Genomic DNA, 25,350 nt, shown 5'->3' with positions numbered 1-25,350 from the left:
AGACACGGTGCGGGCACGACTCTTACCGCCCCGACACCGCATGTGGCTTCGTGTGCGCACCCTCAGCCCGGATCGAAACATCGATGAAACACAGGCTAAGAAAGCGCTTACCGGCGAGGCAATAGCAAAGACGTGCAGGTTTGTTGCATACGGGAAGGGCACCCCGTCGGCCGCTCAGGTCGGAGGGCGTGCGCGCGACCGGGACGCGCCGCCCGCCGGCCGCCGGTCGTCGAGCGGCTCGGCGACGGGCCACGGCCCGGAGTGGTGACCGGAGGGTCCCGCCGCGTCGAGTAACTGTCGGGCCCGCCGCCGCACCGACTCGACGCCGCGGTCGGCGGTCAGCGCGAGCGCCCGGACGGCCAACCCGGTGGCCTGTTCGAGATCGTCGACGCGCAGGTGGGCGGTGGCCAGGTCGAACGCCTCGGTGGCGTACGCGCGGGCGGCGCGGAAGGCCCGCAGGTCCCGGGCGAGCGTGGCGAGCAGGCCCGACAGGTGGACGGCGACGCGTCCGCCGAGCTCCCCGCGCCCCGCGCCGGCGGGCCGTTCGGTGCCCACCCGTCGGCGACGCAGACCCAACTCGGCGATGCGGTCGTAGTCGGCGGTCAGCGTGCCGCCGGTGCGCAGCACGGTGTCGCACCGGCACCAGAACGCCCGGTCGGGGTGTTGCCGGCCGGTTTCCGTGCTGGCGATGGAGCTGCGGGCGTACCGCACGAGCGGGGCGAGGCGGTGCTGGGTGAGGCCGGCGGCCCTACGCAGGTGGGCGAGCCGACGGCCGAGCGCGCGGCGCGCGGCGACGATCTCGTCGCGGTCGTCCATCGGCCACCACCCCGGCGTCGAGCGGTCACGGTGAGGGGCGACAGTAACGACCCGCTGTGACATTTTCCAAGTCCGCGCACCGGGCCGGCAGCGGCCGCCGGTCGCTGCCGGTCCGGCCGCGGTGTCGGAGGTGATGTCGGCAGAGACCGACATTGTCGGTGGGCGGTGTCACGGGCGTGTCGGCCGATCGGCGTCATACGGTGCCTGCATACGCGGCGACCGGCCCTGATCCCGACCCGCCGTTCTCCGCGCCGTCGCACGTCCACGCCACCGGCCCGCCCGCCCGTCGTTGGGAGGATCCGTCATGCCCGAACCCGACCGTGCCGATTCCGCCTCGCCCACCCCCGCGTCGGAGGTCGACCCGGTGTTGCCGGAACTGCGGGAGATGTGGTGGGAGACCGGCGTGCGCGCCCGCGCCCAGGCCGGGCTGTTCGCCGTGTTCACCGAGCTGCCCCGTCTGGTCCGGGCCGCCCTCGTGGTGAGCTGGCGCGCCGATCGGCTGCGCACGTCCATCGTGGCGGCCTCGACCGTGGGCGCGGGGGTGATGGCGGCGTTCGGGCTCCTCGCCACGCAGCGGGTGCTCGTGGAGCTGTTCGCCGGCGGACCCACCGGCGACAAGGTACGCGCCGCGCTGCCCGCGCTGACCGCGCTCGCGGCGGCGACCGCGCTGCGCGCCGGGATGGCCACCGCGATGGGGTACGCGCAGAACGGGCTGGCCCCCAAGGTGGACCGGGAGGTGGAACGTGGCCTGTTCGAGGTCTCCACGGCGGTCCGGCTGGAAGCCTTCGACGCCGACGCGTTCGCCGACGACATGGAGCGCGCCTCCCGGGGCGCGGACTCGACCACCGGGTTGGTGCAGGCGGCGATGAACCTGCTCGCCGGGCTCGCCGGCGTGGTGGCGGTCGCGGTCGCCGTCGTGGTGGTCCACCCGTTGCTGCTGCTCGCGTTGCTGGTCGCGACCGTGCCGAACGGGTGGGCGTCGCTGCGCGCCGGGCACCTCCGCTACCAGACGTACGCCGCGGGCTCGGTGCGACGGCGGCGGTTGTGGCTGCTGCACCGGCTGATGGCCGAACGCGACTCCGCCCCCGAGCTGCGCTCCTACGGTCTGCGGCAGTTCCTGCTCGACCAGTACGACCGGGTGATGGCGGTGGAGACCCGTATCCAGCTCGCGCTCGCCCGCCGGGTCACCACGACCACCACCGTCGGGGCGATGATCGGCGGGATCGCCACCACGGCGGTCTACGTCCTGCTCGGGTTGTTGCTGGTCGACGGCCAGATCCCCCTCGCCGCGGCGGCCACCTGCGTCATCGCCGTGCAGGCCGCGCAGCGGTCGCTGGCAGTGGTCACCTTCCAGGTGGACCGCGTCTACACCGAGGGACAACATTTCCGCGACTACAGCGACTTCATGACGCGAGCCGCCGACCACCTCCCCGCGCCCCGGGACCCGGCCGCGCCTCGCACCACGCCGAGACGACTGCGGACGATCAGCGTCGAGAAGGTCAGCCTGCGCTACCCCGACCGCGACACCGCCGCCGTCGACGAGGTGACCCTGACCATCGGGTCGGGCGAGACGGTGGCGTTCGTCGGGGAGAACGGCTCCGGCAAGTCCACACTCGCCACCATGATCGCCACCCTGCGTACGCCCACCGCCGGCACCATCCGCTACGACGACCGGCCGCGCGACGACTGGGACACCGACGCGCTGCGGTCCCGGATCGCGGTCGTCACGCAGGAGTACCACAAGTGGCCGTTCACCGCCGCCACGAACATCGCCATCGGCGACGTCACCACCGCCGCGGACCAGGACCGCATCACCGCCGCCGCGGCCCGGGCCGTCGCCCACGACATGATCAGCGAGCTGCCCCACGGGTACGAGACGCTGCTCGACCGTACGTTCGCCGGCGGGCAGGACCTCTCCGGCGGGCAGTGGCAGCGCATCACCGCCGCCCGTGGGTTCCTGCGCGACGCCGACGTGCTCATCATGGACGAACCGTCCTCCGCGCTCGACCCCCGCGCCGAGGACGCGTTGTTCCAGGCCATCCGCGACCGGCAGGGACACGCCATCACCATCCTGATCACCCACCGGCTGGCCAACGTCCGGCATGCCGACCGCATCTACGTCCTGCACCACGGGCGCCTCGTCGAGGCGGGTACGCACCGGGATCTGATGACCGCCGGCGGCCGCTACGCCGAGCTGTTCACCCTCCAGGCCGCCGGCTACGACACCACCACGCCGGCCACGACGTTTCCCCGCCAGCCCTCCTCCGCCTGACGGGTCCCGCCTCCACCACAATCGCCGACCCGGGTAGTGGCACTTATACACTGACCTGCGCCGATACCTGGTTCACCCAATGGTGGGCCGGCCACGACCGAACAACATCAACTCAGTGCATCACGAGATCAACTCGAAGCACGCCCGCGAATGTGGTTAAGATCGTCGTCTGTCCCGTTGACGGCATTCCCGTTGATGGCAGTCCCGACCATCGGACGCAGGCGCAGGAAAATAGGTCTCATCGGTCATTTCCCATCGACCATCGGGCATGAGTGGCCTTGTCACGAGCCTGCATTTGCCGAAGTCGGTAAAGATCCTTGGCACCGTCTAGAGAACTGGAGCATGCGTGTCTTCCATGAACAGAAGGAAGCTGATCGCGCTCGGGGCCGGCGCGGTCGCCGCGGCGGCGACCGGCACCGCGGCGCAGGCCGCACCGTCCACCGACGGTGCGCGGATCGCCGCTCCGTCCGCCGCCGACCTCGCAGCCTCCCTTCCCGGGGGGTTCACGAGCAGGTACGCGGACGTCAACGGAATCCGGCTGCACTACGTCGCCGGTGGGCGCGGGGAACCCCTGATCCTGCTGCACGGCTGGCCGCAGACGTGGTGGGAGTACCACAAGGTGATGCCCGCGCTGGCCACCCGGTACCGCGTGATCGCCGTCGACCTGCGCGGCGCCGGCAATTCCAGCAAGCCCGCGTCCGGCTACGACAAGAAGACCATGGCGGCGGACATCGCGGCGTTGGCCGGTGCGCTGGGCTACGCCAAGGTGAACGTCGTGGGTCACGACATGGGGTCGATGGTCGCCTACAGCATGGCGGCGAACCACCCCTCGGTCATCAACAAGATCGCCATGCTGGACGTGGATCACCCGAACAGCAGCTACTACGAGTTCCGCATGCTGCCGGCACCGGGCGCCCCGTTCCACCCCTGGTGGTTCGCCTTCAACCAGGTGTCGCAACTGCCGGAGCAGCTCATCACCGGCCGGTCCCGGTTCCTCATCGACTGGATGTTCGACAACCTCCTGGTCAACAAGGCCGCGATCAACGATTTCGACCGGGCCGTATACGCCCTGGCCTATTCGACACCGGACGCCATTCGGGGCGGCAACGGCTGGTACAAGGCGCTGGGTCAGGACATCGTCGACAACGAGACGTACTCGCCGGTGACCGTCCCGGTCCTGGGCATCGCCCACCCCATCTTCTACCCGGGCTTCGCCGCGACGCTGACCCAGCAGGCCACCAACGTGCAGCTGGTCCAGATCGACAACACCGGGCACTACTTCGTGGACGAGCAGCCCCAGGTGCTCGTCCAGCACCTGCGGGCGTTCTTCGGCTGAGCGGGTCGAGCTGAGCCGGGCTGAGGCTCCGGACGGGTGGGCGACGGACATCGCGCCGTCGCCCACCCGGCCCGTCAGCTCGCCGCGCAGGCCAACGACGGTACGCCGTTGGTGCCGCTCGACGAGCCCAGGAAGCCGAAGGTCGTGCTACCGCCGGCACTGAGCGAACCGTTGTAGCTGACGTTGCGGGCGGTGACGGTCGAGCCGCTGCTGGTCACCGTCGCGCTCCACGCCTGCGTCACCTGCTGCCCGTTCGCGAACGTCCAGGTCACCGTCCAACCGCTGATCGCCGAGCCACCGGCGGTCACCCGCGCCTCGGCCTGGAAGCCGCCCTGCCACGAACCGGTCACCGTGTACGACGCCGAACAGGACCGCCCGTTCGACGGCGGCGGGGTCGTCGGCGGCGGGGTGGTCGGCGGCGGGGTCGTCGGCGGGGTGGTGGTCGGCGGCGTCGTCGGGGTGGTGCCGACAGCGCTCATGATGGCGTCGATGATGCCCTGCTGGGTGACCGCACCGCTGCTGCGGTTGAACAGCCCGAACCCGTACGCGCCGTTGTAGCCGTTGTCCCAGTAGGCGGTGGCCGCCCCGTACTTCTTGGCGGTGGACACCAGCGTGCGCGCGTAGTCCGCGCGGTACCTGTTGTTCGTCGAGTCGACCGATGTCTTGTCGACCGAACCGTACTCACCGACGAACACCGGGTATCCGCGCGAGACGAAGGTGTCGCGCACCTTCTTGAGCTGGGTGTCCATGAAGTCCTGCTGGCCCCAGGTCGACTTGCGGGCCGGATTGGTGGCGGCCGGCCCCCACTGCGTGATGGTGCCGTTCTCCTCGCCGGCGAAGTCCCAGGGGTCGTAGTAGTGCACGGAGATCATGAGCCGCTGTTCGTTGGCGGGCACGGACGACGACCGGTACTGGTCCGTCGGCAGCACGAAGCCGTAGTTGCCCACTGTGTAGTCGATGTTGGTGTTCCAGCCGGGGATGAGCAGCCAGCGCGAGGTGTTGTTCCCGCCGGTCCGGCGGACCGTGTCCACGAAGATCTGGTTGTAGGCGTTGATGTTCGAGTAGCACGGCTGGGTGGGGTTGCCGTACTGCCCGTCGAACTCCTCGTTCATGGACTCGAGGACGAGGCGCTCGCCGTAGCTCTGGAACCTGGTCGCTACCTGCTGCCAGACCTTCTGGTACTTCTCCCTGATCGTGGTCTGGTTCGACGAGTCGCAGATCAACCACGAGCCGGTGACGGTCTTGTAGCCGTCGCCGTGCATGTTGATCAGCACGTACAGGCCGCGACCGTAGGCGTAGTCGACGATCTCCTGGATCCGGTTCAGCCAGGCGGCGCTGATCGTGTAGTTCGGGGCGGCCCCGATGTTCCCCAGGTAGGAGACAGGGATGCGGATCGTCTTGAATCCGGCCGCCTTCACCCGGTCGATGAAGGCCTGCGTCACGACCGGGTTGCCCCAGGCCGTCTCGCTGGGGATGCCGTTGGCGTTGGCCTCCAGGGCGTTCCCCAGATTCCAGCCCGCCCCCATGTCGGCGACGAGTTGGGTGGCGTTCAGCTGGGCGATGTTGTCCGCGGACGCGGAACTCGTCATCGCGGCTGCGGAGCCGGCCAGCGCCAGTACGCCGGAGAGTAAGGCGAACTGAACCTTTCTGAATGTGGATTTCACGAAAATCTCCTGTCTTCGAGCCCACCGTCACGCTGGGTTGTCGAAGCGATTCGACGATATTCGACTGCCTACGCTGGCGGTCGAGGGGTCGCCAAAGGATAGATGCTCGTGCATGAAAGGAGCAAGGACCCGGCCGGTGACGGAACGACTCCTCCAGCATCCGGCCGAACAGTTCACGACAAGGAAGCGACAACCATCCGATCGTCCGTCACCTTGGTCGCCCGCTTCGTTATCAGCATGATCCCGGCCAGGCCGGCCAGGAAGATGAAGTTGCCGGTGAGATGCAGGATTTCCGTGCCCAGGGAGGCCTTGGTCGCGTCCACTTGCCCGAACCCGTCGGCCAGCCCGAGCCCATCGGCGTCCGCGAGGTGTGCGGGCCCGACTGGCGCGAAGTGGCAGCGCAGGAGCAGACGCGTCCGCGCCTGCCAGTAGGCGGGCGAAGTTCGCACTGACGTGACCGCCGACGACCTCCTGCTTCTGGTCGGCTTCCTCTGGCGCATCAACCCGGATGAGAACGTCGAAACCCGCAGCAGCCACCTGCTCGACCTCGTCATGGACGCGCTGCGCGGCGGCGATCCTGCGCTCAGCGCCTAAGTCGTCCTGTCTGACGTCCTCGCCGAGCTGAGCACGGCGGCTGCACGAGATGACTCCATCCCAGCGCGTCGCGCATTGCCCCGTGTACCAGCCGGGCCATCGCCCGCCGGATGTTGATGGTCACGTAGCCGGGCTGGCCATCGCCTACTCGCATCTTGCCGACTGGGGACTCCACCACCGCCACGGGTGCGACCAAGGGGGCAGCGCTGCAGGCGAAGGCCTCGCGCACCGCACCCTTCTCGATCAGCTCACGCCAGGCATGGAGGCCGAGATTCGCCTCACGCAGGGGAAAGCCGAGCATCCGAGTGAGCTGCTCGACGGTGTCCCGGGCAATGGTGGGACCGTCGCTCAGCACCGGGCTGAATACCCGCGCGTTGCGTGAGTCACCGAAAACGAAGAACGGATGGTGGGTGGTTTCCAAGCCCGCCACAGAGTGGTCGATCTGGAGTGTGATCGGCAACAACCGGTCGGCGTACGGCTCGATCACCGGCCTCAGTCGGCAGCAGTACCGCCGCTGTCCCGGGCCGGGTGCCTCCTCGCGCAGCTCCACGGTCAGATGCAGCGAGTCCAATGCCCCACCGGGGATACGGTCGGCGCGGCGTACCGCTTCCTCGGCGGCTGCGAGCAACAGCGAGGCCGGCACCACCGGCATGCAGCGTTCACGACAGGCCCGCCGGATGAGCCCCGTGTAGTCACGGGGGCGGAAGAGTGAGACGCGGCCACGGTCCCAGCGGTACGCCCGAAGGCCGGTGACCACTCGGACCACCCGACCGCCGGGCAGCTCCTCGTGGCCGGGGTTGGCCCGGATCCACCGCCAACCCGTCAGCGGCGCCCAGCACAGGTGTTGGACGCCCTGGGCGTGTGGGATCGGAGCCGGGTACGTCATCGCGCCTCACCTTCCTGCGGTAACCGTCGAATTGCCGACGATCTGGCGAGCCGTCGAAGGAGCCACCAGCGCGGCGAGGCGGGCCGGTCACCGCGGATCTACCGCCAGGGTGGCGCGGACGCGGGCCGGCCAGCTTGCAGGATCGGGGCCATGCGCGGCGAGCAGGGCGAGGGTGATGCGTTCCAGGCCGAACGCGGCGCAGGCGGTGTGTGCGGTCTCGCCGCCGATTCGAATCGAGAACGGCGTCCCGAAGTGGTCCTTGTGGTAGTTGGCGCTGGCCACAGCTTGGACCGCACCGTCACCGACCGGTGCCGTCAGTTCCCACTTGAGCTGTTGTTCGCGCTGGGTGGCACCCATCAGCCGGCCGGCGCCACCAAAGAACGGATCCGAGGCCGGCACGACTGACACGTCCAGGCCGAGGTCGCCAAGCCACCGTTCGGCGCGGGACACCCAGGCGTCCCGCCATTCCGTGACCTCGTCGGCCACGCCGATCCGGACGAATTCCCGCATCCGGAAGCTCCGGAGCCGGCCGTGCTCATGGGTGCCCTCGTTGCGGTAGCAGTACGCCTCCGCGGTGACGACGACCGGCTCGGTCAGGTCCTTCCCCTCGAAGAGCGGATAGAGGTGATAGCACGTCGCCGGCAGCACCGCTACGTCGGTGATCTGCTGAGCGGTGTGCCACGGCGCATTCTGTTCGTCCCGGGCGAGCTGCAACTCGTGCCAGCGCGCGGGACTGCCCGCGAAGCTGTGTACCGTTCCCAGGAGGTTCGGGAACCCGTCGACGTAGCCGACCCGCTCCAGCAGGGCCCGGGCGATGACCGGTGGTACGGCCACTGACACCGGCTGCTGGGGTGCGGTTAGCGTCAGCAGCGCCGATCGCAGGGCAGCCACGATCGCGTCGAAGGATCGGTTGGCGACGGCGATGCCCGGTGTCTCGGTCGGGATGAGGGCGGCATCGGCGGTGGACAGGTGCGGCTGGGCCGCGGTGGAGGTGTCGGTCACGGCTAGGCTCGTTTCCATAGGCTGAGTCGGGCGTTGGCGGTCATCAGGCGCTCGTTGCCGATCATGAGGCGAGCGGAGTACAGGTCGCGCAGCGGCCGAGCGACCGATAGGGGGCCGGCCTCGGCATAGCCGGGCATCCCGCAGATTTCGAGGGCCGCAACCGCGACGTCGACGGCAAGGGTGGAGACAGTGACCTTGAGGTTGTTCACGGCCAAGGTGAGGGTGGGGCCACCGTGCTCGTCGACGGCACCCGGGTCCGCCCAGATCGGCTCGAAGCGGCGGACGGTGGTTGCTAGCGCGGCCCCCATCTGGTCCATCCGCCCGGCGGCCTCCGCCAGCCGCGGATCGACCAGGTCGGGGTTGCCGCGCATGCGTCCCCGGACGGCCTGTTGCGCACGACGGAACGCGGCAGCGGCGATGCCGAACCAGCATGCTGCCCACAGCAGGTGTGACAGCGGCACCATGGTCGCGCTGGCGATCCGCTCGAAGGGGTCGGTCAGGACGTATCCGGCCGGCACCTCGGTGTGGAACTCGAACCCCGGACTACAGGTGCCCCGCATGCCCATGGGATTCCACGGGGGTCCGGCCGGCGTGAGCGCACAGGCGTCCGCCGGGGCGAGCACAGCGATCTGGTCGCCGGCCGCGGCCTGCGCGTCCCGCCGGGCGGTGACCAGATAGGCGCAGGCGTAAGCGCCGTACGAGACGGTGGGTGCCCGCTTTGTCAGGCGGACCCGATCTCCGTGGCGTTCCAGAGCCGCGCCGCTGGTACGCAGGCTGCCGCCGATACCGGCCTCTGAGGTGACGGAGGCGATCAGTGTCCCGTCGACGACGATGTCCTTGAGCGCGGTGCGTAACGGCGCGGATCCACCGTGGTGGCGGGCGACGCAGGCCAGCTGGACCTGATGCATCGCCCAGATCATCGAGGTGGAGCCACACGCCTTGCCCAGCTCGGCGGCGATCGCGACGAGGTCCGACAGGGAGCGATCGAGGACTGGCGCGAGCAGACCGGCCCGGTGCAGTGCCGCGACCGACGCCGCAGGGAAGGCCGCTTCGTTGTCGACTGAGTCGGCATGCTCTGCCAGGGTGGCAGCGACGTGTCGGGCGGCGGCCACCACGTCGCTCGGCGTTTCCGTCACCGTGGCCGTCATCGGGCCACCGCCGGATCCGAGTCGCGCAGCTTCCGCACCGCGCGTGCGATGGACGCGACCGAGGTGAACGTCGCGCGGGTCAGTAGCCCTTCGGTGAACTCGACGCCGAACTCCTCCTCGACGGCCATCATCACGCTGACGCTGTGCATCGACGACATGCCTGCGTCCCACAGGTCGGTGTTCGGGTCGAGGGCATCCGCCGCGGCATCGAGCTGGGCGAACCGCAACACGAGTGCGGATATACGGTCTTCCACTGGCGTCTCCTCATCGGTCAACGTGGACAGGGGGAGCCGACCTGCATGATCGCGCTCAGCCGGGTGTTCAGGTCGGCTTCGCGGGTCGCCAGGTTGGTGAGCATGCGGACGAGTCGGGCCGGCCGAAGGGTGCCGGTGCCGCGGGTGGCCGCCCAGGCCATCGCGTGCACGATGTACCAACGGTGGGACAGATCGGCTAACGCGTCGGCTACCGGCGTCCACCGATCGTCTGGTCCGTTCGGCGGGGCGACGACCTGGCTGAGTGCCAGCCGTTCGGCGGCCACGTCCGCGATGTCGACGTCGGGGCCGGTGCGTCCCTCGCGGACGTCGGTGATGAACTGTTCCAGGACAGCGAGCTCAACCCTGTGTGCGGGCAGCTCTGCTCGTAACCTGTCCGCCACGATGTCGGACGGCGGGGGTACGCCGACGACGCCGCGACAGACGATGCCGAATCCGCCGGCGACCGGGCTGAGCCGGGTCTTCTGGTACACGTGCAGCGGGAGCGAGTGCGGCTCAGGGCGGTTCGTCATGTCGGCCACGACGACCTCGTCTCCGGCGTACCGGTGCAGCACCAACGCGTGCGTCAGGTGCTCGTGATCCCGGTACGGGGACTCGATGTCGAACGAGTCGACCGCCACGATCAGCTGCGCCGAGTCGGCCAGGGCCGCCCGCTCGGCCTGGGCCAGCTCGGCCCAGTCGGTCTGCGCGAATCGTTGCAGCCGCAGACCGGTGAGCCGGGCCGTGCCCGCGAGCCACCGTTCCCCGCCGCCCAGCCGATGTCCCGCCAGCCGCCGAAAACCCCAGCTGGGCCCGAGTCGAGCCGCTGCGTCGGGCACTCCGTGCTCGGTGGCCACCGCCGCGACCGCCTGCATGAAGCAGGTACCGAAGGGTGCCTGGCCTCGAATGACGATGCTCGGTCTGGTGGACGTTGTCATGCCGTCGTCGTCGGCCGGGCTGTGGCGGCCAGGCCAGTCGTGGTGGGGGTTGCCGGGCCGACCGGTCGCGGACGTCGGTGACGGACGGTCGCCATCGATGGGACCGTGTCCCGGGGCTCGTCGGCCGCCGAACGCGCGGCATCGGCACGGAGGTTCAGCATGTCTTCTCCTTCGCTGGCGGGATGGCCTAGGCACGAACTACGACGTGGGCGCGACAATGCGGGTGATCGAGTGGTAGCGGCGTTGGCAGTGGACGAGCGGGCCGCCGGATCGGACGATGGCCAGGTCACCGACCGCTGCGATGACCACCGAGTGCGTGCCGGCATCGTGCAGGTCGACGACGTCGCATGCGATCCAGGCCAGCGCGCCGGCAACGGCCGGTATGCCCGCACCGTTCGCCGGCCAACTGACCAGGGCGAAGCCTTCGGGATCCACCTGGTGGGCCAGAATCCTGCTGACCCGGTGCTGGTCCTCGGCGAGGACGTTCACACACAGTCGGACGGATTTCCTCATCCGTTGCCAGGTGCGCGACGAACGGTTGACGCAGAACCCGATGAGGCACGGGTGGATCGACACCGAGAAGAACGACCCGATCGTCAAGCCGGTCGGGCCGTCGTCGCCTTGGGCAGTGACGGCGACGACGCCGGTCGGGAACAGCGCCATCACCTCCCGGAAGGCGTCAGCGTCCGGCCGTCCGGATGACATGTGGTGTGGCGAGCAGTCGGTTGTCACGGCTCAGCCGATCAACTGGCCGGGGTGAGCTTCGGCGGCCCACCCGGCGCGGTGCCGATGTCGCGTCTGCTGCCGGTGACGCGGGAGGTGCTCGGCTCGGTCATGGCCCTGTCCTTTCTATGAGGGAGTGGAAGCCCCAGCCGCTGACCAGAACCGTCTCCGCCCAGTCGTCGAGGTCCACGCGCAGGTTCCGCAGGTGGTCGACGACACCGTCGCCGAAGGTGGCCGCCGTCTGCGACATCTGCATCGACCAGGTGAGATAGACGGACTCGGGGTCGCGGCGGCTGCTCAGCTCCTCGCGCAGCGGGCTGGCGTACCGCCACGGTGCCCGCAACGCCCGGGTCCGGCGTCGGTAGACCGGGTCCGTCAGGTCACCGCCGTGCGCCTGCTGGAGGGCGGTGCGCACCATGACTGCCTCCCGGCGGCACTCGATGCGCGGCTGGAGCCGGTCAAGCAGGGCGATCTGGGTGGCGGCCACGATCTGGTGAAAGGTCGGCAGCATCGCCGGCACGGCCGGGATTTCGGCGGCGTCGAGCACGGCCGGGCAACGTCGGCTGATCGCCTCGTCGACCCGTTGCTCGCCGAAGAACAGGCACGCCTCCCGGATCGCGCTGTCGGCGTCTTCCGACGAGTGGACGATCGACATCAGCATGTTCTGTGACCGGTAGCGGTAGCGGAGCTGCCCCGGACGCGTCTGCGCCGGGTTGGCCGGGCCCTTCAGCACGGTCAGCCGCTCGGCCGCTCCCGTCTCGTTCGGCCCACCGGTCAGCAGCACCGCGACCGCAGGCGCCAGTTCGTAGTAGCGGGGCATGTACCACCACATGGGTCGCTGTCCCGCCTCGGCCATCCGGATCTGGGTCGACAGGTACAGCTCCTCGAGCTGCCGAGGGTGTGGCCGGACCACACCGATCTCCAGCGGCGTCAGGCCCTCCCGGCGAAGCTCGTCCAGGATCGCCCAGCTCAACCCCTGTCGCACTGCGTCGGGCCGGACCAGCAGAAACGCGAGGGGCGTGCAGTGCTCGCCGTGCCGCGCCCGTAACCGGGTCACGGCCCCATCGTCGAGCGGCAGGGCATCGATCACATCCACCATCGATGACACTGCTACACGCTCGATCTCGTGCCGGGAACGTTGCTGCGCACCTCGACGGCGTGGCGCCGGCCGCGGTCGAACATGCGCTCGGTGAAGCCGACGTCCCACCGCTTCGGCGTGCCGTCGAAGCCGCCGTACTCGTCGAGATAGGCCGTGTCGGCCGGCTGGAACTCCTCGGCGAGCCCCGGCGGCACGGCCTCCGGATAGAGTTGCCGCGTGTAGTGCAGGGCGTAGTGCACGCTCGGCCCGCAGCCCAGCTCGTGTGCTCGAGTACGGAACCGGGACAGGTCCTGCGCCGTGCTGACGTGCAGCAGTTCGACGAGGTCGACGAACTTGCGCAAGGTGAGGTCCTTGTCGCTCTCGATGTAGTAGAGCAGGGTCGCTTCGGCGTGCAACTGCACGCAGGCGTCGATGAGTTGGTCGGCGGGGTCCAGCACCCGGGCGGGCTGGCCATAGATCACGGTGGGCGTCGCACGCTCCAGGAACGGGTCGGGGCTCAGCGGCAGGCCGGCGTTGGGCTGGAAGAGGCTGAAGCACGGGGAGAGGATGAAGGTCTCCACCTCGGGCCGGTGTCCCAGCTTGAGATAGGGCAGTGCCACGTTGCCCAGGTTGACCTGCCAATAGAGCGTGGTGCGCCGGTCGAAGGGCGCGATCCGGGTGCCCGTGGGCGTCACTTTCCCGACGTCGTAGCCGGCCGCGGTGGCCACCTCGGCAAGGACGGGCAGATCCGTACGCCGGATGAGGACGTCGAGGTCGGAAATCCGCCGGGTGCCGGGATCCCGGTAGAGGCCGTCCGTGAGGGCCGGGCCCTTGCGGATGACATACCGCAGCCCGGCGGCGTTGAGCTGCCCGAGCACCCAGCCGAACTCGTCGCTCAGGGCCAGGTTCCGACGCCGGGTGCCCTGGTAGACGTCGGCGTAGAGCCACGCGTAGGGCATCTGCTGGCGTCCGTCGTCGTCGTGCGAGAGCCGGTTGCGCAGGACGTTCCGGGAGATCAGCGGCAGCACCATGTGCCGGCTCGCCAGATCGACGAACCGTCCCCAGTCGAACTCCTCGTGTCGGGTCAACAGGTCATGGACCCGACCACGCACGTCGGTGTCGGGCCGTAGCCGCGCCAGCGCGACCAGGAGGCGCGCCTCCGCCGGCAGCTCGAGCTCAGGACCGGTCATCGGCCGACCTCCGCTTCGCCGAGTGCGTTGCCGGCGCAGCCCATCAGGGCGGCGAGCTGACCGACATCGACGGAGTGGAGATCGAGCAGTGCGTCGTCGGGCACCGGGACGTCGAACTCCTCCTCGAGTTCGAGCAGCAGACTCACCAGGGCGAGCGAGTCGACGCCCTGATCGGCTGGTCGCAGGGTCGCGGTCAGCGGGGCGGCCGGGTCCAGCCGAGGCAGGTGGGCACGCATGATCTTCTCGAAGGCGGACGGCCAGCTATCGGGCATGGGTCTCCCTCTCCATCTGTTCGGTCCGGTGGCGTTCGGCGCGTTCGATCACCCGTCGGCAGACGTCCACCACGTCGACCGGGCGGCGGCCGAATCCGGTCTCGCCCGCCAGCACCAAGTAGTCGGCACCGTCGAGTACGGCGTTGAAGATGTCGGCGACTTCGGCGCGGGTGGGACTGGCCGCGGTCCGCATGGAGTGCAGCAGTTGAGTGGCCACCATCGAGCTACGTCCGCGGGCCGCGCAGCTCGCGGTGACCTGCTTCTGCACCACCGGCACGTCCTCGAACGGGATCTCCAGGGCCAGGTCCCCCCGGGCCACCATCAGCCCGTCGAAGGCATCGATGAGCGGCGGGAGCGCGCGTACCGCATCCGGATGTTCGATCTTGGCGATCAACGCCGCTTCCGGCGCGATCCGGTGCAGCGCCTCCCGGTCGGACGGATGGGCGGTGAAGGACAGCGCGATCATGTCCGCCCCCAGGTGACGGGCGAAGGCGGCATCGTCGCGGTCCCGCGGGGTCAGCCCCACCGGAATCGGCTGCCGGCCCGGCAGGGTCACCCCGCGCCCGTCGGTCACCGTGCCACCCTGCGTGACCGTGCAGGTCATGGTGCTGTCGTCGGCCTCCTCCACCCGCAGCACCACGGCACCGTCGTCGATCAGCACGTGCGAGCCCGCCTGCGGCACCGCTCGCCAGCCGTGGATGAGCCAGGTGCGGTGCCAATCGAGATCGCCCGGCGCTGCGGCCAGGACCACCTTCTCGCCCGGCTCCCACCGCGCCGCCCCGTCACGCAGGCGGCCAATCCGGTTCTTGCGGCCCTGCAGGTCCGCGAGGACGCTGACCGTCCGGCCCTGCCGGTCGGCTTCCGCCCGCACGGTACGGACCGTGGCGAGGTGCCGTTCGCGGCTGCCGTTGACCATGCTGAGCCGCACCACGTCCACGCCCGCCCTGATCAGCGCGGCGAGGCACGCGGGGTCGGCGCTGGCTGCGCCGATGGTTGCGACTATCCGGGTACGCCGTACGGCGGCCGTCGCTGTGCTCACGGCCGTCACCGCGCGCTGCATCGGTGGTACTCGCGCACCATGCGGCCCGGGTCGTCGGCGATCACCGGGGTGACACCGTGCAGGATGCCGGCGCCGTAGGTGTTGTTGACGAAGAACACCTGGCCCGGTGCGGGAGCTCCCAGGTTGATGCCGAACTCACGTGTCGCCGCGTCGCCGTACTCCGCGCGCAGCACCGGCTTGCTGCCGGGTGTGGGCTCGACGGACCACTCGAACGCATCGTCGAAGGACAGCTCTCGCGCCTGCATGAGGGCCCGCGCGTCGACCAGCAGAAACTCGCCGCCGACGAACCCGCGGACCGGACCGTACAAGTGCGAGAAGAGCATCGCATCACGGTCCGTATGCAGTGCCTTGAAGCTCCAGCGGCTGCCGTACTGCTCCGGCGGAATTACACCATCGCGGGTCACTGATTCCTTGACAATCGGCGTAGCGGAAGAACTTAGCTCGTCGCATCGGGTGACGAATTTTTCCCACACTGCGGAAAACAGAAAACGGTGCAGTCGGCGGCCTTCGGCGACGTCCGCCATGGGCAGACCGTCGACCACGGCGGCACCGGCGGCTGGCCGCTCCGCCGGACGCAGCAGCCGATCCACCACGGCGCTGACCAGTTCGGGAGCGGTGACATCACCGCCGTAACCAGAGATCCGCACCGTGATGTCGGTAAATGCTGGCAATTTCACTGCCGTGCCGGAGACCGCCATCCGGTCCAGCGCCGACCGCCTCATACGCATCGATTCGGGGGCAGGTGAGGGTTCGGTAATCATTCCAAGGCTCGCTCTCTCCGGTCATCGGGAGATCTCGCACCACTGTGGCGCACCTTTCGCCATTCTGCACACGTCCTGTCTCGCCGGCGAGACGAGACGATCGTCAAAGTTTCCGCATCCGTGGCCATCGGCGAACGGCATGGTCGAACAGACTGCGGGTAGTGTCGCCGCTATGCGCATCGGCACAATATTGCGCCGCCTCGGTGACCATTGGGGCCGCACCAGTGTGGTGATGGCGTCCCATCTCGTGCAGGCGGCAGCCGCCCTGTGGCTGCCTCTGCTGACCGCCCGCCTGGTCGACGATGGCCTGGCGTTCGGGGACCGCGGACGGATCGCGGTGACCGGGGCGGTGATGCTGGGCATGGCCGTCGTCCAGGCGCTCGCGGCCGCTGTCGCCGTACGGACGGCCACCACGATCGCCGAGGCGATCGGGCGGGACCTGCGGGAGGAGGTCTTCGTCGCCGCCCAGCGGCTGAGCATCGCGCAGGTGGCCCGCTTCGGGACGTCCTCGTTGACGGTACGCACCATCAACGACGTCCAGCAGGTGCAGCAACTGCTGCAGATGCTGCTCGCGGTCGCGGTGCCGGTGCCGATGATCTGCGTCGGCGGCATCGTGCTCGCCGCCTTCCGCGACGTGCAGTTCACCGTGATCCTGCTGGCCGCGATCCCGGCGCTGATGCTGCTGACCACCGGCGTGCTCCGCGCCATGCGGCCCCTCACCTCGGTGGTGCAGGGTCGCATCGATGTCATCGACCGGCTGTTCGACGAGCAGATCACCGGCGTACGCGTCGTCCGGGCGTTCGGCGCCGAGTCGCACGAGGAGCAACGCCTGCAGCGGTCCGGGGCCGAGCTCGCCGGGGTCGCCCTGCGCGCGGGCCGGCTGTCCACACTGGTGCTCCCGGCGGGTTCTCTCCTGGTGAACCTGCTGAGCGCCGTCACCGTCTGGCTCGGCGCGGGCCGGATCGCCCAGGGCTCCCTGGGGATCGGTGAGCTGATCGCCTTCATCAGCTATCTGGCCCTGGTGCTGAGCTCGATCACGACGCTCAGCTTCCTATTCACCACGCTTCCGCGCGCCGAGGTGTGCGCCGTCCGGATCGGCGAGGTGCTTGCCGAGCGGCCCGACGTCGTCGCGCCGGCCCGGCCACGGACCGCGCAACCCACCCCTGGCTCGGTCGAGACGCGTGCCCTCCGTTTCGGCTACCCGGGCGCGGCCCGGCCGGTGCTCGTGGACGTCACCCTGACCATCCGGCCCGGCGAGCAGGTCGCGGTGATCGGCGCGACCGGAAGCGGCAAGTCGACGTTGCTGCACCTGGTGGCGCGTCTGGCGGACAGCACCAGCGGGGCGGTGCTGGTCGGCGGCTCCGACGTCCGGCAGCTCAACCCCACGGTCCTGTCGCGCGCGGTGGCACTCGTACCGCAGCGGCCGATGCTGTTCTCCGGGACCGTCGCGACGAACCTGCGCCAGGGCCGCACCGGGGCCACCGACGCGGACCTCTGGGAGGCGCTCGACGTGGCGCAGGCGCGGGAGTTCGTCGAACGGCTGCCCGGTGGGTTGCGGGCCGAGGTGAGGCCCGGCGGCGCCAACCTCTCCGGCGGCCAGCGGCAACGACTGGCCATCGCCCGCGCGCTGGTCCGCCGCCCCGACATCTATCTGCTCGACGATGTCACCTCAGCGCTGGACCACACCACCGCGACAGCGGTGGAACGGGCGCTGGCACTGGCGCACGCGAACGCCACCAGGATCGTGGTGACCCAACGTGCCGAGGTGATCCGGCACGCCGACCGCGTCGTCGTGCTGGACGCCGGGCGGATCGTCGGCCTCGGGACACCCGCCGAGCTGCTGGCCGGCAACGCCATCTACCGCGACATCGTGGCGGCCGAGCCCAGCCACGACGACGTCATGGACATACCCGCGTGAAGCGCTCGGACTCGGCACGGCGACTGACCGCTCGCCTGGGTGCCCACCGCCGGTTGTTCGTCGGCCTGTTCCTGCTCGGGCTGACCAGCGTGACGCTCAACGTGCTCGGCCCTGCCCTGCTCGGCCGCGCCACCGACCTGATCGTCGCGGGCGTGACGAGCGACCGGGGCGTCCCGTTCTCCGCACTCGCCCGCGTGCTGCTGCTCGCGGCGGCCACCTATGTGCTCTCGGCGGCCTGCTGGGCGTTGCAGGGCCGGGTCACCAGTCGGCTCATCCAGCAAACCGTGCTCCGGCTGCGAACCGATCTGGCCGCGAAGGTGAACCGCCTGCCGATCAGATACTTCGACCGGCAGCCACGCGGTGAGATGCTGAGCCGCGCCACCAACGACGTCGACAACGCCGCGGCGACCCTGCAGCAGACGATCAGCCAGATCACCAACTCGGTGCTGCTCTGCGCAGGGTTGTTGACCATGATGATCATCATCTCGCCGCTGCTCGCATCGGTCATCACGGCCACGGTGCTGGTCCTGGTCGTCCTGAACATCGCGCTCAGCAGACGGGCCCAGGAGCGGTTCGGCGCACGCTGGGCCGCCTCAGGTGACCTGCACGCACACGTGGCCGAGATGTACACCGGCCACGCCACCGTCGTGGCGTTCCAGCAGCAGGGCGAGGCGCTGCGCGGCTTCCGGCGCCTCAACGACCGGCTCCGGGCCGACGGGCTCCGGGCCCAGACCACCAGCGGACTGGTGACACCTGCCATGACCCTGCTGTCCAACCTGGGCTTCGTCCTGATCGCAGTGGTGGGCGTCGCACGCGTCGCGGCCGGTGCCGTGACGATCGGCGAGGTCCAGGCGTTCCTGCAATACTCCCGCCAGTTCAACGGACCGCTTACCCAGCTCGCCACGCTCAACGCGGTGATCCGGTCGGGCCTGGTGTCCCTCGACCGCATCTTCGAACTGCTCGACGCGCCCGAGCTGGACAGCCGGCCCAGCGTCGCGGTCCAGCGGACCCGGCCGGCCGGTCAGCTGGTCTTCGACCGGATTCGCTTCGGGTACGACCCGGCGACCCCGGTGCTCCGCGAGCTGAACCTGACGGTCGCGCCCGGCGAGACGCTGGCGATGGTCGGCCCCAGCGGCGGCGGAAAGTCGACGCTGGTCAACCTGCTGCTCCGCTTCTACGACCCGGACCACGGAACGATCCGCCTGGACGGGGCGGACCTGCGTGCGCTGCCCCGCGAGCAGGTGCGGTCGGTGGTGGCGCTGGTGCCGCAGGACGTCTGGCTACGGCACGGCACGGTGGCCGAGAACATCGCGTACGGGCAGCTCGACGCGACTCGCCAGCAGATCGAGGCGGCAGCGCGCGCAGCCCACGTCGACGACATCATCCGCGCGCTGCCGGACGGCTACGACACGGTAATCGAGGACGGCGGCTATCTGAGCACCGGTGAGCGGCAGCTGGTCACCATCGCCCGGGCCTTCCTCCGCGATCCCGCGGTGCTGGTGCTGGACGAGGCGACCAGTGCGGTCGACTCGCATACGGAGCGCCTCGTCCGGCAGGCCATCAGGCGGCTGACGCACCAGCGCACCGCGGTCATCGTCGCGCACCGACTCGCCACCATCCGTGACGCGGACCGGATCGCCGTGCTGGACGAGGGCCGGATCGTCGAAAGTGGCGACCACGCCGGCCTGCTCGCCCTTGACGGCGCCTATGCGCGGCTGCACCGCGCGCAGCGTACGGACGGATGAGGCAGGGGTGGCTCAGACAGCGACCGCACGTCGGGCGAGGAAGGCCTCGGCCGCGTCGGCCGCGACGATCGCCCCGTCGCCGCGGAGGTGCCGGTCGCGGAAGCCGCGTACGGCGGCGCGCTCCGGGGAGTCGCCGAGCAGGGCGGTGGCGGCGTCCCGTAACGCGCTCGCGGAGAGTTCTCCCGCCGTGAGCCGGCGACCGAGGCCGAGTTCCGCCACCCGGGCCGCGTTGGCCTTCTGCTCCGGGCGCTCGGGCACGACGACGGTGGGCACCACGGCCAGCAGGGACTCCATGACCGAGTTCATCCCGCCGTGCGACACGAAGACATCCGCGTGGCGCAGGACGGCCGGTTGGGGCACCACCGGCGCGACGACGACGCCCTCGGGGATCGGCCCGAGAGCCGCGACGTCGAGATGCTCACCGACGGCCAGCACCACCCGCCAGTCGGCGGTGCCGAACGCGCCCAGCGCGGCCCGGTACACCTCCGGACGGTTCGACGCGGTGCCGAGCGCGACCAGCACCAGGGGCGCCTCGCCCGGCGGTGGTTGCCAGCCGTCGTCCGTGCCGGCGGGCATCGCGCTCGGTCCGGCGAACACGAAATCGTCGGCGAAGGTCTCACCGGCCGGCTGGAAGGCCCGAGGCAGGAACACGATGTTCAACCCGGGGGTGGGCTCCGCCATCATCACCGCGGCGGTGTTGACGCCGTGCTGCATTGCCAGGCGGCGCATGTCCCGCCAGACCGGTCGCAGTGCGGCGCGCTCCGGGCCGCTCATGCCGGCGGCCTGGAACTGTGCCCGGGTGTGCTCGTTGCCGGCGATCGTCGGCAACATCCGGATCCCGGGCAGGCCGAGGCGCTCCGCAATCATCCGGCCCGGCGGCGTCGACATGTCGTAACAGACGCTGTCCGGTCCGTGCGCGACGGCCCACTGATACAGCGCCTGGTATCCGTTCTCGACGAGGTCGGCGTAGAGGCGCATTCTTTCGACGTATCGAGTCGGTCCGCTGTCCGCCGTCGGAGTGCCCGGCGGCAGCGCGAACCCGATCGGCAGGAATTCTGCCCCGGTTGCCGTCACTGCGGCGGCGAATCGATCACTGGTCGCGTAGGTGACCCGATGGCCGCGACGGACCAGCTCGGCGGCGAACGGCAGTGTCGGATTCACATGGCCGTCTGCGGGAAGGCACACAAAAAGCAGGTGCCGGCCGACCCGCTCGTCGGCGATCTTTCTCATGGAAATCTCCCGGATGTTCGGCTCGCCGTGGCGGAGGAATTCGATATCTTCGGTCCAGTATCGCCGCATGCCCTACGAACAACCATTCCCGACCGAGGAGAGAAATGGAAAAATATGTCGACGTCGCCCCCGGAATTCAGTTGTACGCACGGCTGGACGGGCCGGCCGGCCGGCCCGTCGTGCTGCTGGTCGCGGGGGCGAATGCCGCCGGGTCGAGCTGGCCGGACGGCCTGGTGTCGCAGCTCACCCACCATCACCGGGTCCTGCGTTACGACCATCGCGACACCGGCCGTTCGACCCGGGTCTTCGACCGGGACCCGTACCCGGTGACCGTCCTCGCCACCGACGCGGTCGCCGTGCTCGACGCGTTCGGCATCTCCCGCGCGACCGTGGTCGGCACGTCGCTCGGCGCGCAGCTGACCCAGCTTCTCCTGCTGGACGCCGCCGACCGCGTGGCCTCGGCCGTCCTGCTCTGCGCTGCGGCGCTGCCGATGCCCGGCGCTCGGCCGTCCGACCATCCGGGCCCGTCGCCCGCGCTGGCCCGGGTGTGGCGAGGCCTGGCGGAGGCTCGCGACCCTGCGGAGGTGGTGGAGTGGAAAGTTGAGCAGTGGCGGCTGCTCAACGGGCCGCGGTTGCCCTTCGCCGAGAACGCCTACCGCCGGCTGGAGCGTCGTGCCGCCGCCGCACGAGGGCCGGCCGGACCGCTACTGGGCCCGCACGTCCGTGCCGATCCCGGCAGACTGGCCCGCCGCCCGGAACTCGCCCGCGTGCGGGTGCCCACACTGGTGCTGGAGGGGTCCTGCGACCCGGTTAATCCGCCACCCTGTGCGGCCATTCTGACCGCGTCCATTCCTACCTCCCGCCGCGTCACCCTCGCCGACATGGCTCACTTGATACATCCGCTCGTGGCTCCGCAGATCGCGGTTCAGGTCGCCGGATTCGTCTCGCCGGCGGGACATCGGTTCGGACCTCCCCCGCCTTGAGTCGACCACGTCGAGGCCCCAGGATAGGAATCGGCGCCCGGCAATTGCCCACCCCCTTGGAAGGGTGTTCGGCGCATGCTCATCACCCTCTTCACAAGTGCTGGGAGAGACGAATGCAGAAACCTCAGAAAGACCCGGTCTACGTGCGCGCTTCGGTCTGGCCGAAATGCGATCTGGTCTGCCGTTACTGCCCGGTCGAAGAGGGGATGGAAAATCGTGTACCGGCGAGGTACGCCGGACAGCAACTGACCACTGAGCAATACTTGCGCAACGCTGCGGCGATCGCTTCGGCCGGCATTGGCGGCATCTCGTTCACCGGTGGCGAGCCGACGTTGCGCCCAGACCTGGGTGACATCATCGAGGCGGTCCGCCCCATGTACGAACGGGTGGAGTTGACCACCAACGGCGCCCGCCTGCCGAAGATCGCCGACGCGGTGAGCCGGCACATCGATCTGCTGAAGATCTCGCTGGACAGCGTGCGGCAATCCGACGTCCTGCAGATCACCGGCCGCCGCTTCGCGTACGCCCACGCGACCGAATCGATCCAGTGGGCGATCAGCGAACGTGTGCCCCTTGCTCTTAACGCGGTCCTGATGCGTCGCACCCGTGACGTCTTGGACCAGACCATCGATTTTGTCGCCGACCTGGTGTCCGACGCGCGCTCACCAGTGCACCTGAGCCTGCTCGACTTCTACTACTCACCGAGCCGGCGGGCCGAGTGGCAGGAGGACTACCTGCCTACCGACAAGGTCCTCGAACTGCTGACCGACCGCTATGGCGAGCCGGAGATCCAGGAGCGGTTCGGATGCCGCTTCTACTGGTACGACGCTAACGGCTTCAGCGTGCGCCTCAAGGACTCCTACAGCGCCACGATGCGCGCGCCCAAGTGTGAAGGCTGTGCCAGTTACTGCCAGGAGGGCATCTACGGCATCAAACACTCCGTGGAGGGGTGGCTGACCACCTGCCCGAGTGACCGGGAGGACCTCGGCAACCTGCTGCATCCTGACCTCAGCGATGAGCAGTTGACCGAGCGGGTGACCGCGATTCTGGCCGACGTCGACAACGCGAGGTCGACACCGGACTCGTTCGACGTGATGTGCCGGACCCACGATTTGCGGCCCGCGGCAGCGGTCGCGTCCTGACGTCGCGAGCAGGATGCGGCGGCGCAGGAAAGCCGCTGAATGCCGGCGCAGCGCGTCGACCGGGCGTGCTGCGGGCGCCGGCCGTGAACGTCGGCGGGTATTGAGACCTCCGGTTTCGGTGTGGACGTCGGCGCCCCACGCCTCGCCGGAGGTCTCGCCCTGTCTCACCCCGCCACGCCGTCGACGCCCTTCATGGGTGCTACCGCTGGCCGCCGGTCGCGCCAAGGGCCTGCGCCGCGGCCCGATCGAGGGCTTGCACGATCCAGGCGTCCAACGAGGTGTTCAACTCGGTGGCGGCCTTCTGCCAGGTGTCGATCCGGTCCGTCGACACCCGGACCCGGGGCAACTCGGCGGCCTTCCGGTCAGCGCGCTGGGCGGCTCGTCGGTGATTGCGCAACTGGATCCGCAGTCGGTTACGCGACCATCCCTTTTCGGCTGCCAGGTCGAGCCAGTGGTCCTGTTCGGGCTCCGGCAACGCGGCCACCTCCGTGTGGTGCTGGAAGCTCAGCTCCTCACGGCGGCGACCGATGGGGAACTTGCGGGCGATCCAGGCATAGTTACGTAACGTCTGGTATTCCAGGCCAACCCGCTCCACGGTCTCGGCGTATCTGCGCTCGTAGCGTTCCTGCCCGTAGATCAACCAGTCGCCGAGGCACCACGCGAAGGAGTCGACCAGCCGACTGATCCGGAAGCCGGCGTCGGCCCAGTCGTCGAAGGCGAGGTCGGAGGGTATGACCAGGCCTGTCCGCGTTGTCAAGATTCCGGTGCCTTCGTTGCCCCGTTCCATGGCCGTTTTCCTGGCGCTAACCACGTAGATTCACTCCCCGTTTTGGATCTGTTACCAACTGCAAGGAAGCCTATCCGAGGGGACACACTGATCGAAGTGCTTCCATCAGTGACACTTGTGGGCATCCTGCTTGTCCACTTGGTACTTGCTTGTGGGGCTTTGGTTCTTATGCGGCGGGAACTCGTCCCGGCGGTTGGCGGACTCCGCAGCGAAGCGAAGCGTTCGCGAGTTGCCGCGGTCGGAGCAGCGGGCGACTGTCTGTACGCGTGCCCGAGGGCTACGTCCCCTTGGGAAGGCTGGAGAACACGGTCAGCCGGTACGAGCCGACCTGCATCGACGGCGGTGAAGCCGAGCTGCGGTTCCCCTCGTAGCGTGGAGGCCAGGACTTGAGAGATAGGGGTTCATGGCTGAGAACGAGACGCCGGTTCGATCCGGAGTTCCGCGCAGGAGCGGTGCGGATCGTGCGCGAGACCGGGAAGCCGATCGCCCAGGTCGCGCGTGACCTGGGGATCAACGACGGGGCTCTCGCGAACTGGGTGAGGAAGGACCGCGAAGCTCGGGGTGAGCCCGCTGCGGGTGGGCTGTCCGAGGATGAGCGGGCCGAGCTGGTCAGGTTGCGGCGGGAGAACGCCGAGTTGGCGATGGAGCGTGATGACGCCCCTATGGTTGTCAAATCGCCGGGTTCGGCATTGTCGCTGGTGGCCGGGCTGCGGTGATGAGGGGGAACCTGGTTGGCCAGCCGGTCGGGGTTGTCGCCGGCGGTGATGAGCAGCGCCCCGGCGGTGTCGGAACCGACGCCGTGCTGCTCGAGCAGCTGTGCGCAGGCGGTGATGGTGGCGCTCATCTGCTGTTGCAGGGCGCGGGCCTCGTCGGTGAGCGCCAGGACGCGGCGGGCCAGGCTGCGCAGGACGGTGGTGGTCGCTCCCACATCGTGGGGAATCACGGCACATCCTGGGAAAGAATCAAGGCCGCAACCGGTGTTTACGCTGGTCGCGGCCTTGATCGTGAAGTGCGCCCGAAGGGACTCGAACCCCTAACCTTCTGATCCGTAGTCATCAGGAGAGAGTGCGCGTGACCTGCAGTTATGTAGGTATGTCCGGATTCGGTATGTAGCAGTGTCGACGGAACGTGACGCTAGACCGCAGTTCCGTCCCCCACGGTGCCCCCCGGGGGGCACGGTTCCTGCGGTCCAGGTCCGTCGCCCACACCTTGATCTGTTGGCGAGCTTTCTGCCGCTCGGCGCGCCTGACTCACCAGGAACTCGATCATCTCCGACGGGTTGACGCCGCGGCGGTCGGCCTCCTTGGCCACCCACATGCCATCGGCGGGGCCGAGCCGCACCGGGAACACAAACACCGCCGGGCGGCGCTCGTACACCACCTCGACGTTGGTCCAGGCGGTCACCGGCTCGTCCGCCAACCGCAGCGCCTCTTCATCACTCATGCTCATGGCCACCTCCGAACAACTTCCGGCCCACTCACGTCTCATTCTTGTGCAGCTGCCTACCGCTGAGAAGGACAAAACCCCCGCCGGCCGTCAGCGTGGCTGGGCAAC

General features: G+C 69.3%; 25 protein-coding genes and 1 pseudogene. 9 read left to right on the top strand and 17 right to left on the bottom strand.

Annotated elements, in window-relative coordinates; genetic code table 11:
* Positions 1-405: 405 nt before the first annotated feature.
* A pseudogene (locus C8054_RS32640) lies at positions 406-816 on the bottom strand (helix-turn-helix domain-containing protein); the annotation flags it as partial.
* A 304-nt stretch (positions 817-1,120) separates the two neighbouring features.
* On the opposite strand from C8054_RS32640, the gene C8054_RS10380 reads away from it, so the two are divergent.
* Both C8054_RS10380 and C8054_RS10375 read left to right on the top strand, forming a co-directional pair.
* Positions 1,121-3,088 carry an ABC transporter ATP-binding protein gene (locus tag C8054_RS10380; protein WP_107156541.1) on the top strand — a complete coding sequence of 656 codons (1,968 nt, stop codon included), beginning with the start codon at positions 1,121-1,123 and terminating at the stop codon, positions 3,086-3,088.
* 355 nt (positions 3,089-3,443) lie between these two features.
* Positions 3,444-4,424, top strand: coding sequence for an alpha/beta fold hydrolase (locus C8054_RS10375; RefSeq protein WP_107156540.1), 981 nt, complete (start codon positions 3,444-3,446; stop codon positions 4,422-4,424).
* Positions 4,425-4,498: 74 nt separating this feature from the next.
* Here C8054_RS10375 and C8054_RS10370 read toward each other — a convergent pair whose 3' ends face one another.
* Positions 4,499-6,013, bottom strand: coding sequence for a cellulase family glycosylhydrolase (locus tag C8054_RS10370; protein ID WP_107156539.1), 1,515 nt, complete (start codon positions 6,011-6,013; stop codon positions 4,499-4,501).
* Positions 6,014-6,261: 248 nt separating this feature from the next.
* On the bottom strand, positions 6,262-6,537 hold the full coding sequence (locus C8054_RS10365) for a DUF6008 family protein (RefSeq protein ID WP_107156538.1): 276 nt from the start codon (positions 6,535-6,537) through the stop codon (positions 6,262-6,264).
* A 4-nt stretch (positions 6,538-6,541) separates the two neighbouring features.
* On the opposite strand from C8054_RS10365, the gene C8054_RS31995 reads away from it, so the two are divergent.
* A complete protein-coding gene (locus C8054_RS31995; protein ID WP_158273835.1) occupies positions 6,542-6,682 on the top strand; it encodes a hypothetical protein in 141 nt (46 codons plus the stop codon).
* Here C8054_RS31995 and C8054_RS10360 read toward each other — a convergent pair.
* The 11 genes from C8054_RS10360 to C8054_RS10310 form a co-directional block, all read right to left on the bottom strand.
* The gene (locus C8054_RS10360) at positions 6,672-7,568 is read right to left on the bottom strand and encodes a hypothetical protein (protein ID WP_107156537.1); all 897 of its coding nucleotides are present in this window, start codon (positions 7,566-7,568) and stop codon (positions 6,672-6,674) included. The two genes, C8054_RS31995 and C8054_RS10360, sit on opposite strands and share 11 nt — an antisense overlap.
* An 87-nt stretch (positions 7,569-7,655) precedes the next feature.
* Entirely contained in the window at positions 7,656-8,570 is a 915-nt protein-coding gene (locus C8054_RS10355) for an aminoacyl--tRNA ligase-related protein (protein ID WP_233219569.1), read from the bottom strand.
* Positions 8,571-8,572: 2 nt separating this feature from the next.
* Positions 8,573-9,718 (bottom strand): acyl-CoA dehydrogenase family protein, encoded by a 1,146-nt coding sequence (locus C8054_RS10350; RefSeq protein WP_107156536.1) that lies wholly within the window; start codon positions 9,716-9,718, stop codon positions 8,573-8,575.
* Entirely contained in the window at positions 9,715-9,993 is a 279-nt protein-coding gene (locus C8054_RS10345) for an acyl carrier protein (protein WP_233219568.1), read from the bottom strand. The genes C8054_RS10350 and C8054_RS10345 overlap by 4 nt, the downstream gene beginning before the upstream one ends.
* Positions 9,990-10,844 (bottom strand): hypothetical protein, encoded by an 855-nt coding sequence (locus tag C8054_RS10340; protein WP_107156534.1) that lies wholly within the window; start codon positions 10,842-10,844, stop codon positions 9,990-9,992. Before C8054_RS10340 ends, C8054_RS10345 begins: the two co-directional genes overlap by 4 nt.
* A gap of 261 nt (positions 10,845-11,105) precedes the next feature.
* Complete coding sequence (locus tag C8054_RS10335) at positions 11,106-11,570, bottom strand: flavin reductase family protein (protein WP_233219567.1); 465 nt, start codon at positions 11,568-11,570, stop codon at positions 11,106-11,108.
* A gap of 169 nt (positions 11,571-11,739) precedes the next feature.
* The gene (locus tag C8054_RS10330) at positions 11,740-12,729 is read right to left on the bottom strand and encodes a nucleoside-diphosphate kinase (protein ID WP_146179901.1); all 990 of its coding nucleotides are present in this window, start codon (positions 12,727-12,729) and stop codon (positions 11,740-11,742) included.
* Between the two features lie 11 nt (positions 12,730-12,740).
* Positions 12,741-13,898 (bottom strand): nucleotidyltransferase family protein, encoded by a 1,158-nt coding sequence (locus C8054_RS10325; RefSeq protein WP_107156531.1) that lies wholly within the window; start codon positions 13,896-13,898, stop codon positions 12,741-12,743.
* Positions 13,895-14,170 (bottom strand): phosphopantetheine-binding protein, encoded by a 276-nt coding sequence (locus C8054_RS10320; RefSeq protein ID WP_107156530.1) that lies wholly within the window; start codon positions 14,168-14,170, stop codon positions 13,895-13,897. The genes C8054_RS10325 and C8054_RS10320 overlap by 4 nt, the downstream gene beginning before the upstream one ends.
* Positions 14,160-15,230 carry a pyruvate kinase gene (locus C8054_RS10315; protein ID WP_107156529.1) on the bottom strand — a complete coding sequence of 357 codons (1,071 nt, stop codon included), beginning with the start codon at positions 15,228-15,230 and terminating at the stop codon, positions 14,160-14,162. Before C8054_RS10315 ends, C8054_RS10320 begins: the two co-directional genes overlap by 11 nt.
* A complete protein-coding gene (locus tag C8054_RS10310) occupies positions 15,215-15,991 on the bottom strand; it encodes a hypothetical protein (RefSeq protein ID WP_107156528.1) in 777 nt (258 codons plus the stop codon). Before C8054_RS10310 ends, C8054_RS10315 begins: the two co-directional genes overlap by 16 nt.
* 232 nt (positions 15,992-16,223) lie before the next feature.
* Between C8054_RS10310 and C8054_RS10305 the strand changes: the two genes are divergently transcribed.
* Entirely contained in the window at positions 16,224-17,909 is a 1,686-nt protein-coding gene (locus C8054_RS10305; RefSeq protein ID WP_199199670.1) for an ABC transporter ATP-binding protein, read from the top strand.
* Positions 17,906-19,654, top strand: coding sequence for an ABC transporter ATP-binding protein (locus tag C8054_RS10300; RefSeq protein WP_107156526.1), 1,749 nt, complete (start codon positions 17,906-17,908; stop codon positions 19,652-19,654). The genes C8054_RS10305 and C8054_RS10300 overlap by 4 nt, the downstream gene beginning before the upstream one ends.
* A 12-nt stretch (positions 19,655-19,666) precedes the next feature.
* On the opposite strand, the gene C8054_RS10295 is transcribed toward C8054_RS10300, so the two are convergent.
* The gene (locus C8054_RS10295) at positions 19,667-20,953 is read right to left on the bottom strand and encodes a macrolide family glycosyltransferase (RefSeq protein WP_107156525.1); all 1,287 of its coding nucleotides are present in this window, start codon (positions 20,951-20,953) and stop codon (positions 19,667-19,669) included.
* Positions 20,954-20,988: 35 nt separating this feature from the next.
* On the opposite strand from C8054_RS10295, the gene C8054_RS10290 reads away from it, so the two are divergent.
* Positions 20,989-21,867 (top strand): alpha/beta fold hydrolase, encoded by an 879-nt coding sequence (locus tag C8054_RS10290; RefSeq protein WP_107156524.1) that lies wholly within the window; start codon positions 20,989-20,991, stop codon positions 21,865-21,867.
* 113 nt (positions 21,868-21,980) lie between these two features.
* Positions 21,981-23,009 carry a radical SAM protein gene (locus C8054_RS10285; protein ID WP_107156523.1) on the top strand — a complete coding sequence of 343 codons (1,029 nt, stop codon included), beginning with the start codon at positions 21,981-21,983 and terminating at the stop codon, positions 23,007-23,009.
* Between the two features lie 199 nt (positions 23,010-23,208).
* Here C8054_RS10285 and C8054_RS10280 read toward each other — a convergent pair whose 3' ends face one another.
* Entirely contained in the window at positions 23,209-23,796 is a 588-nt protein-coding gene (locus C8054_RS10280; RefSeq protein ID WP_199199669.1) for an LmbU family transcriptional regulator, read from the bottom strand.
* Between the two features lie 452 nt (positions 23,797-24,248).
* On the opposite strand from C8054_RS10280, the gene C8054_RS10275 reads away from it, so the two are divergent.
* Both C8054_RS10275 and C8054_RS31990 read left to right on the top strand, forming a co-directional pair.
* The gene (locus C8054_RS10275) at positions 24,249-24,512 is read left to right on the top strand and encodes a transposase (protein WP_306766807.1); all 264 of its coding nucleotides are present in this window, start codon (positions 24,249-24,251) and stop codon (positions 24,510-24,512) included.
* Complete coding sequence (locus C8054_RS31990) at positions 24,512-24,841, top strand: hypothetical protein (protein ID WP_158273834.1); 330 nt, start codon at positions 24,512-24,514, stop codon at positions 24,839-24,841. Before C8054_RS10275 ends, C8054_RS31990 begins: the two co-directional genes overlap by 1 nt.
* An 89-nt stretch (positions 24,842-24,930) precedes the next feature.
* Here C8054_RS31990 and C8054_RS10265 read toward each other — a convergent pair whose 3' ends face one another.
* Complete coding sequence (locus tag C8054_RS10265; RefSeq protein WP_146179900.1) at positions 24,931-25,245, bottom strand: hypothetical protein; 315 nt, start codon at positions 25,243-25,245, stop codon at positions 24,931-24,933.
* Between the last annotated feature and the right edge of the window lie 105 nt (positions 25,246-25,350).

It is taken from the genome of Micromonospora sp. RP3T, assembly GCF_003027925.1.
GTDB lineage: Bacteria > Actinomycetota > Actinomycetes > Mycobacteriales > Micromonosporaceae > Micromonospora.
This window is presented reverse-complemented; position numbering and strand designations above follow the sequence as displayed.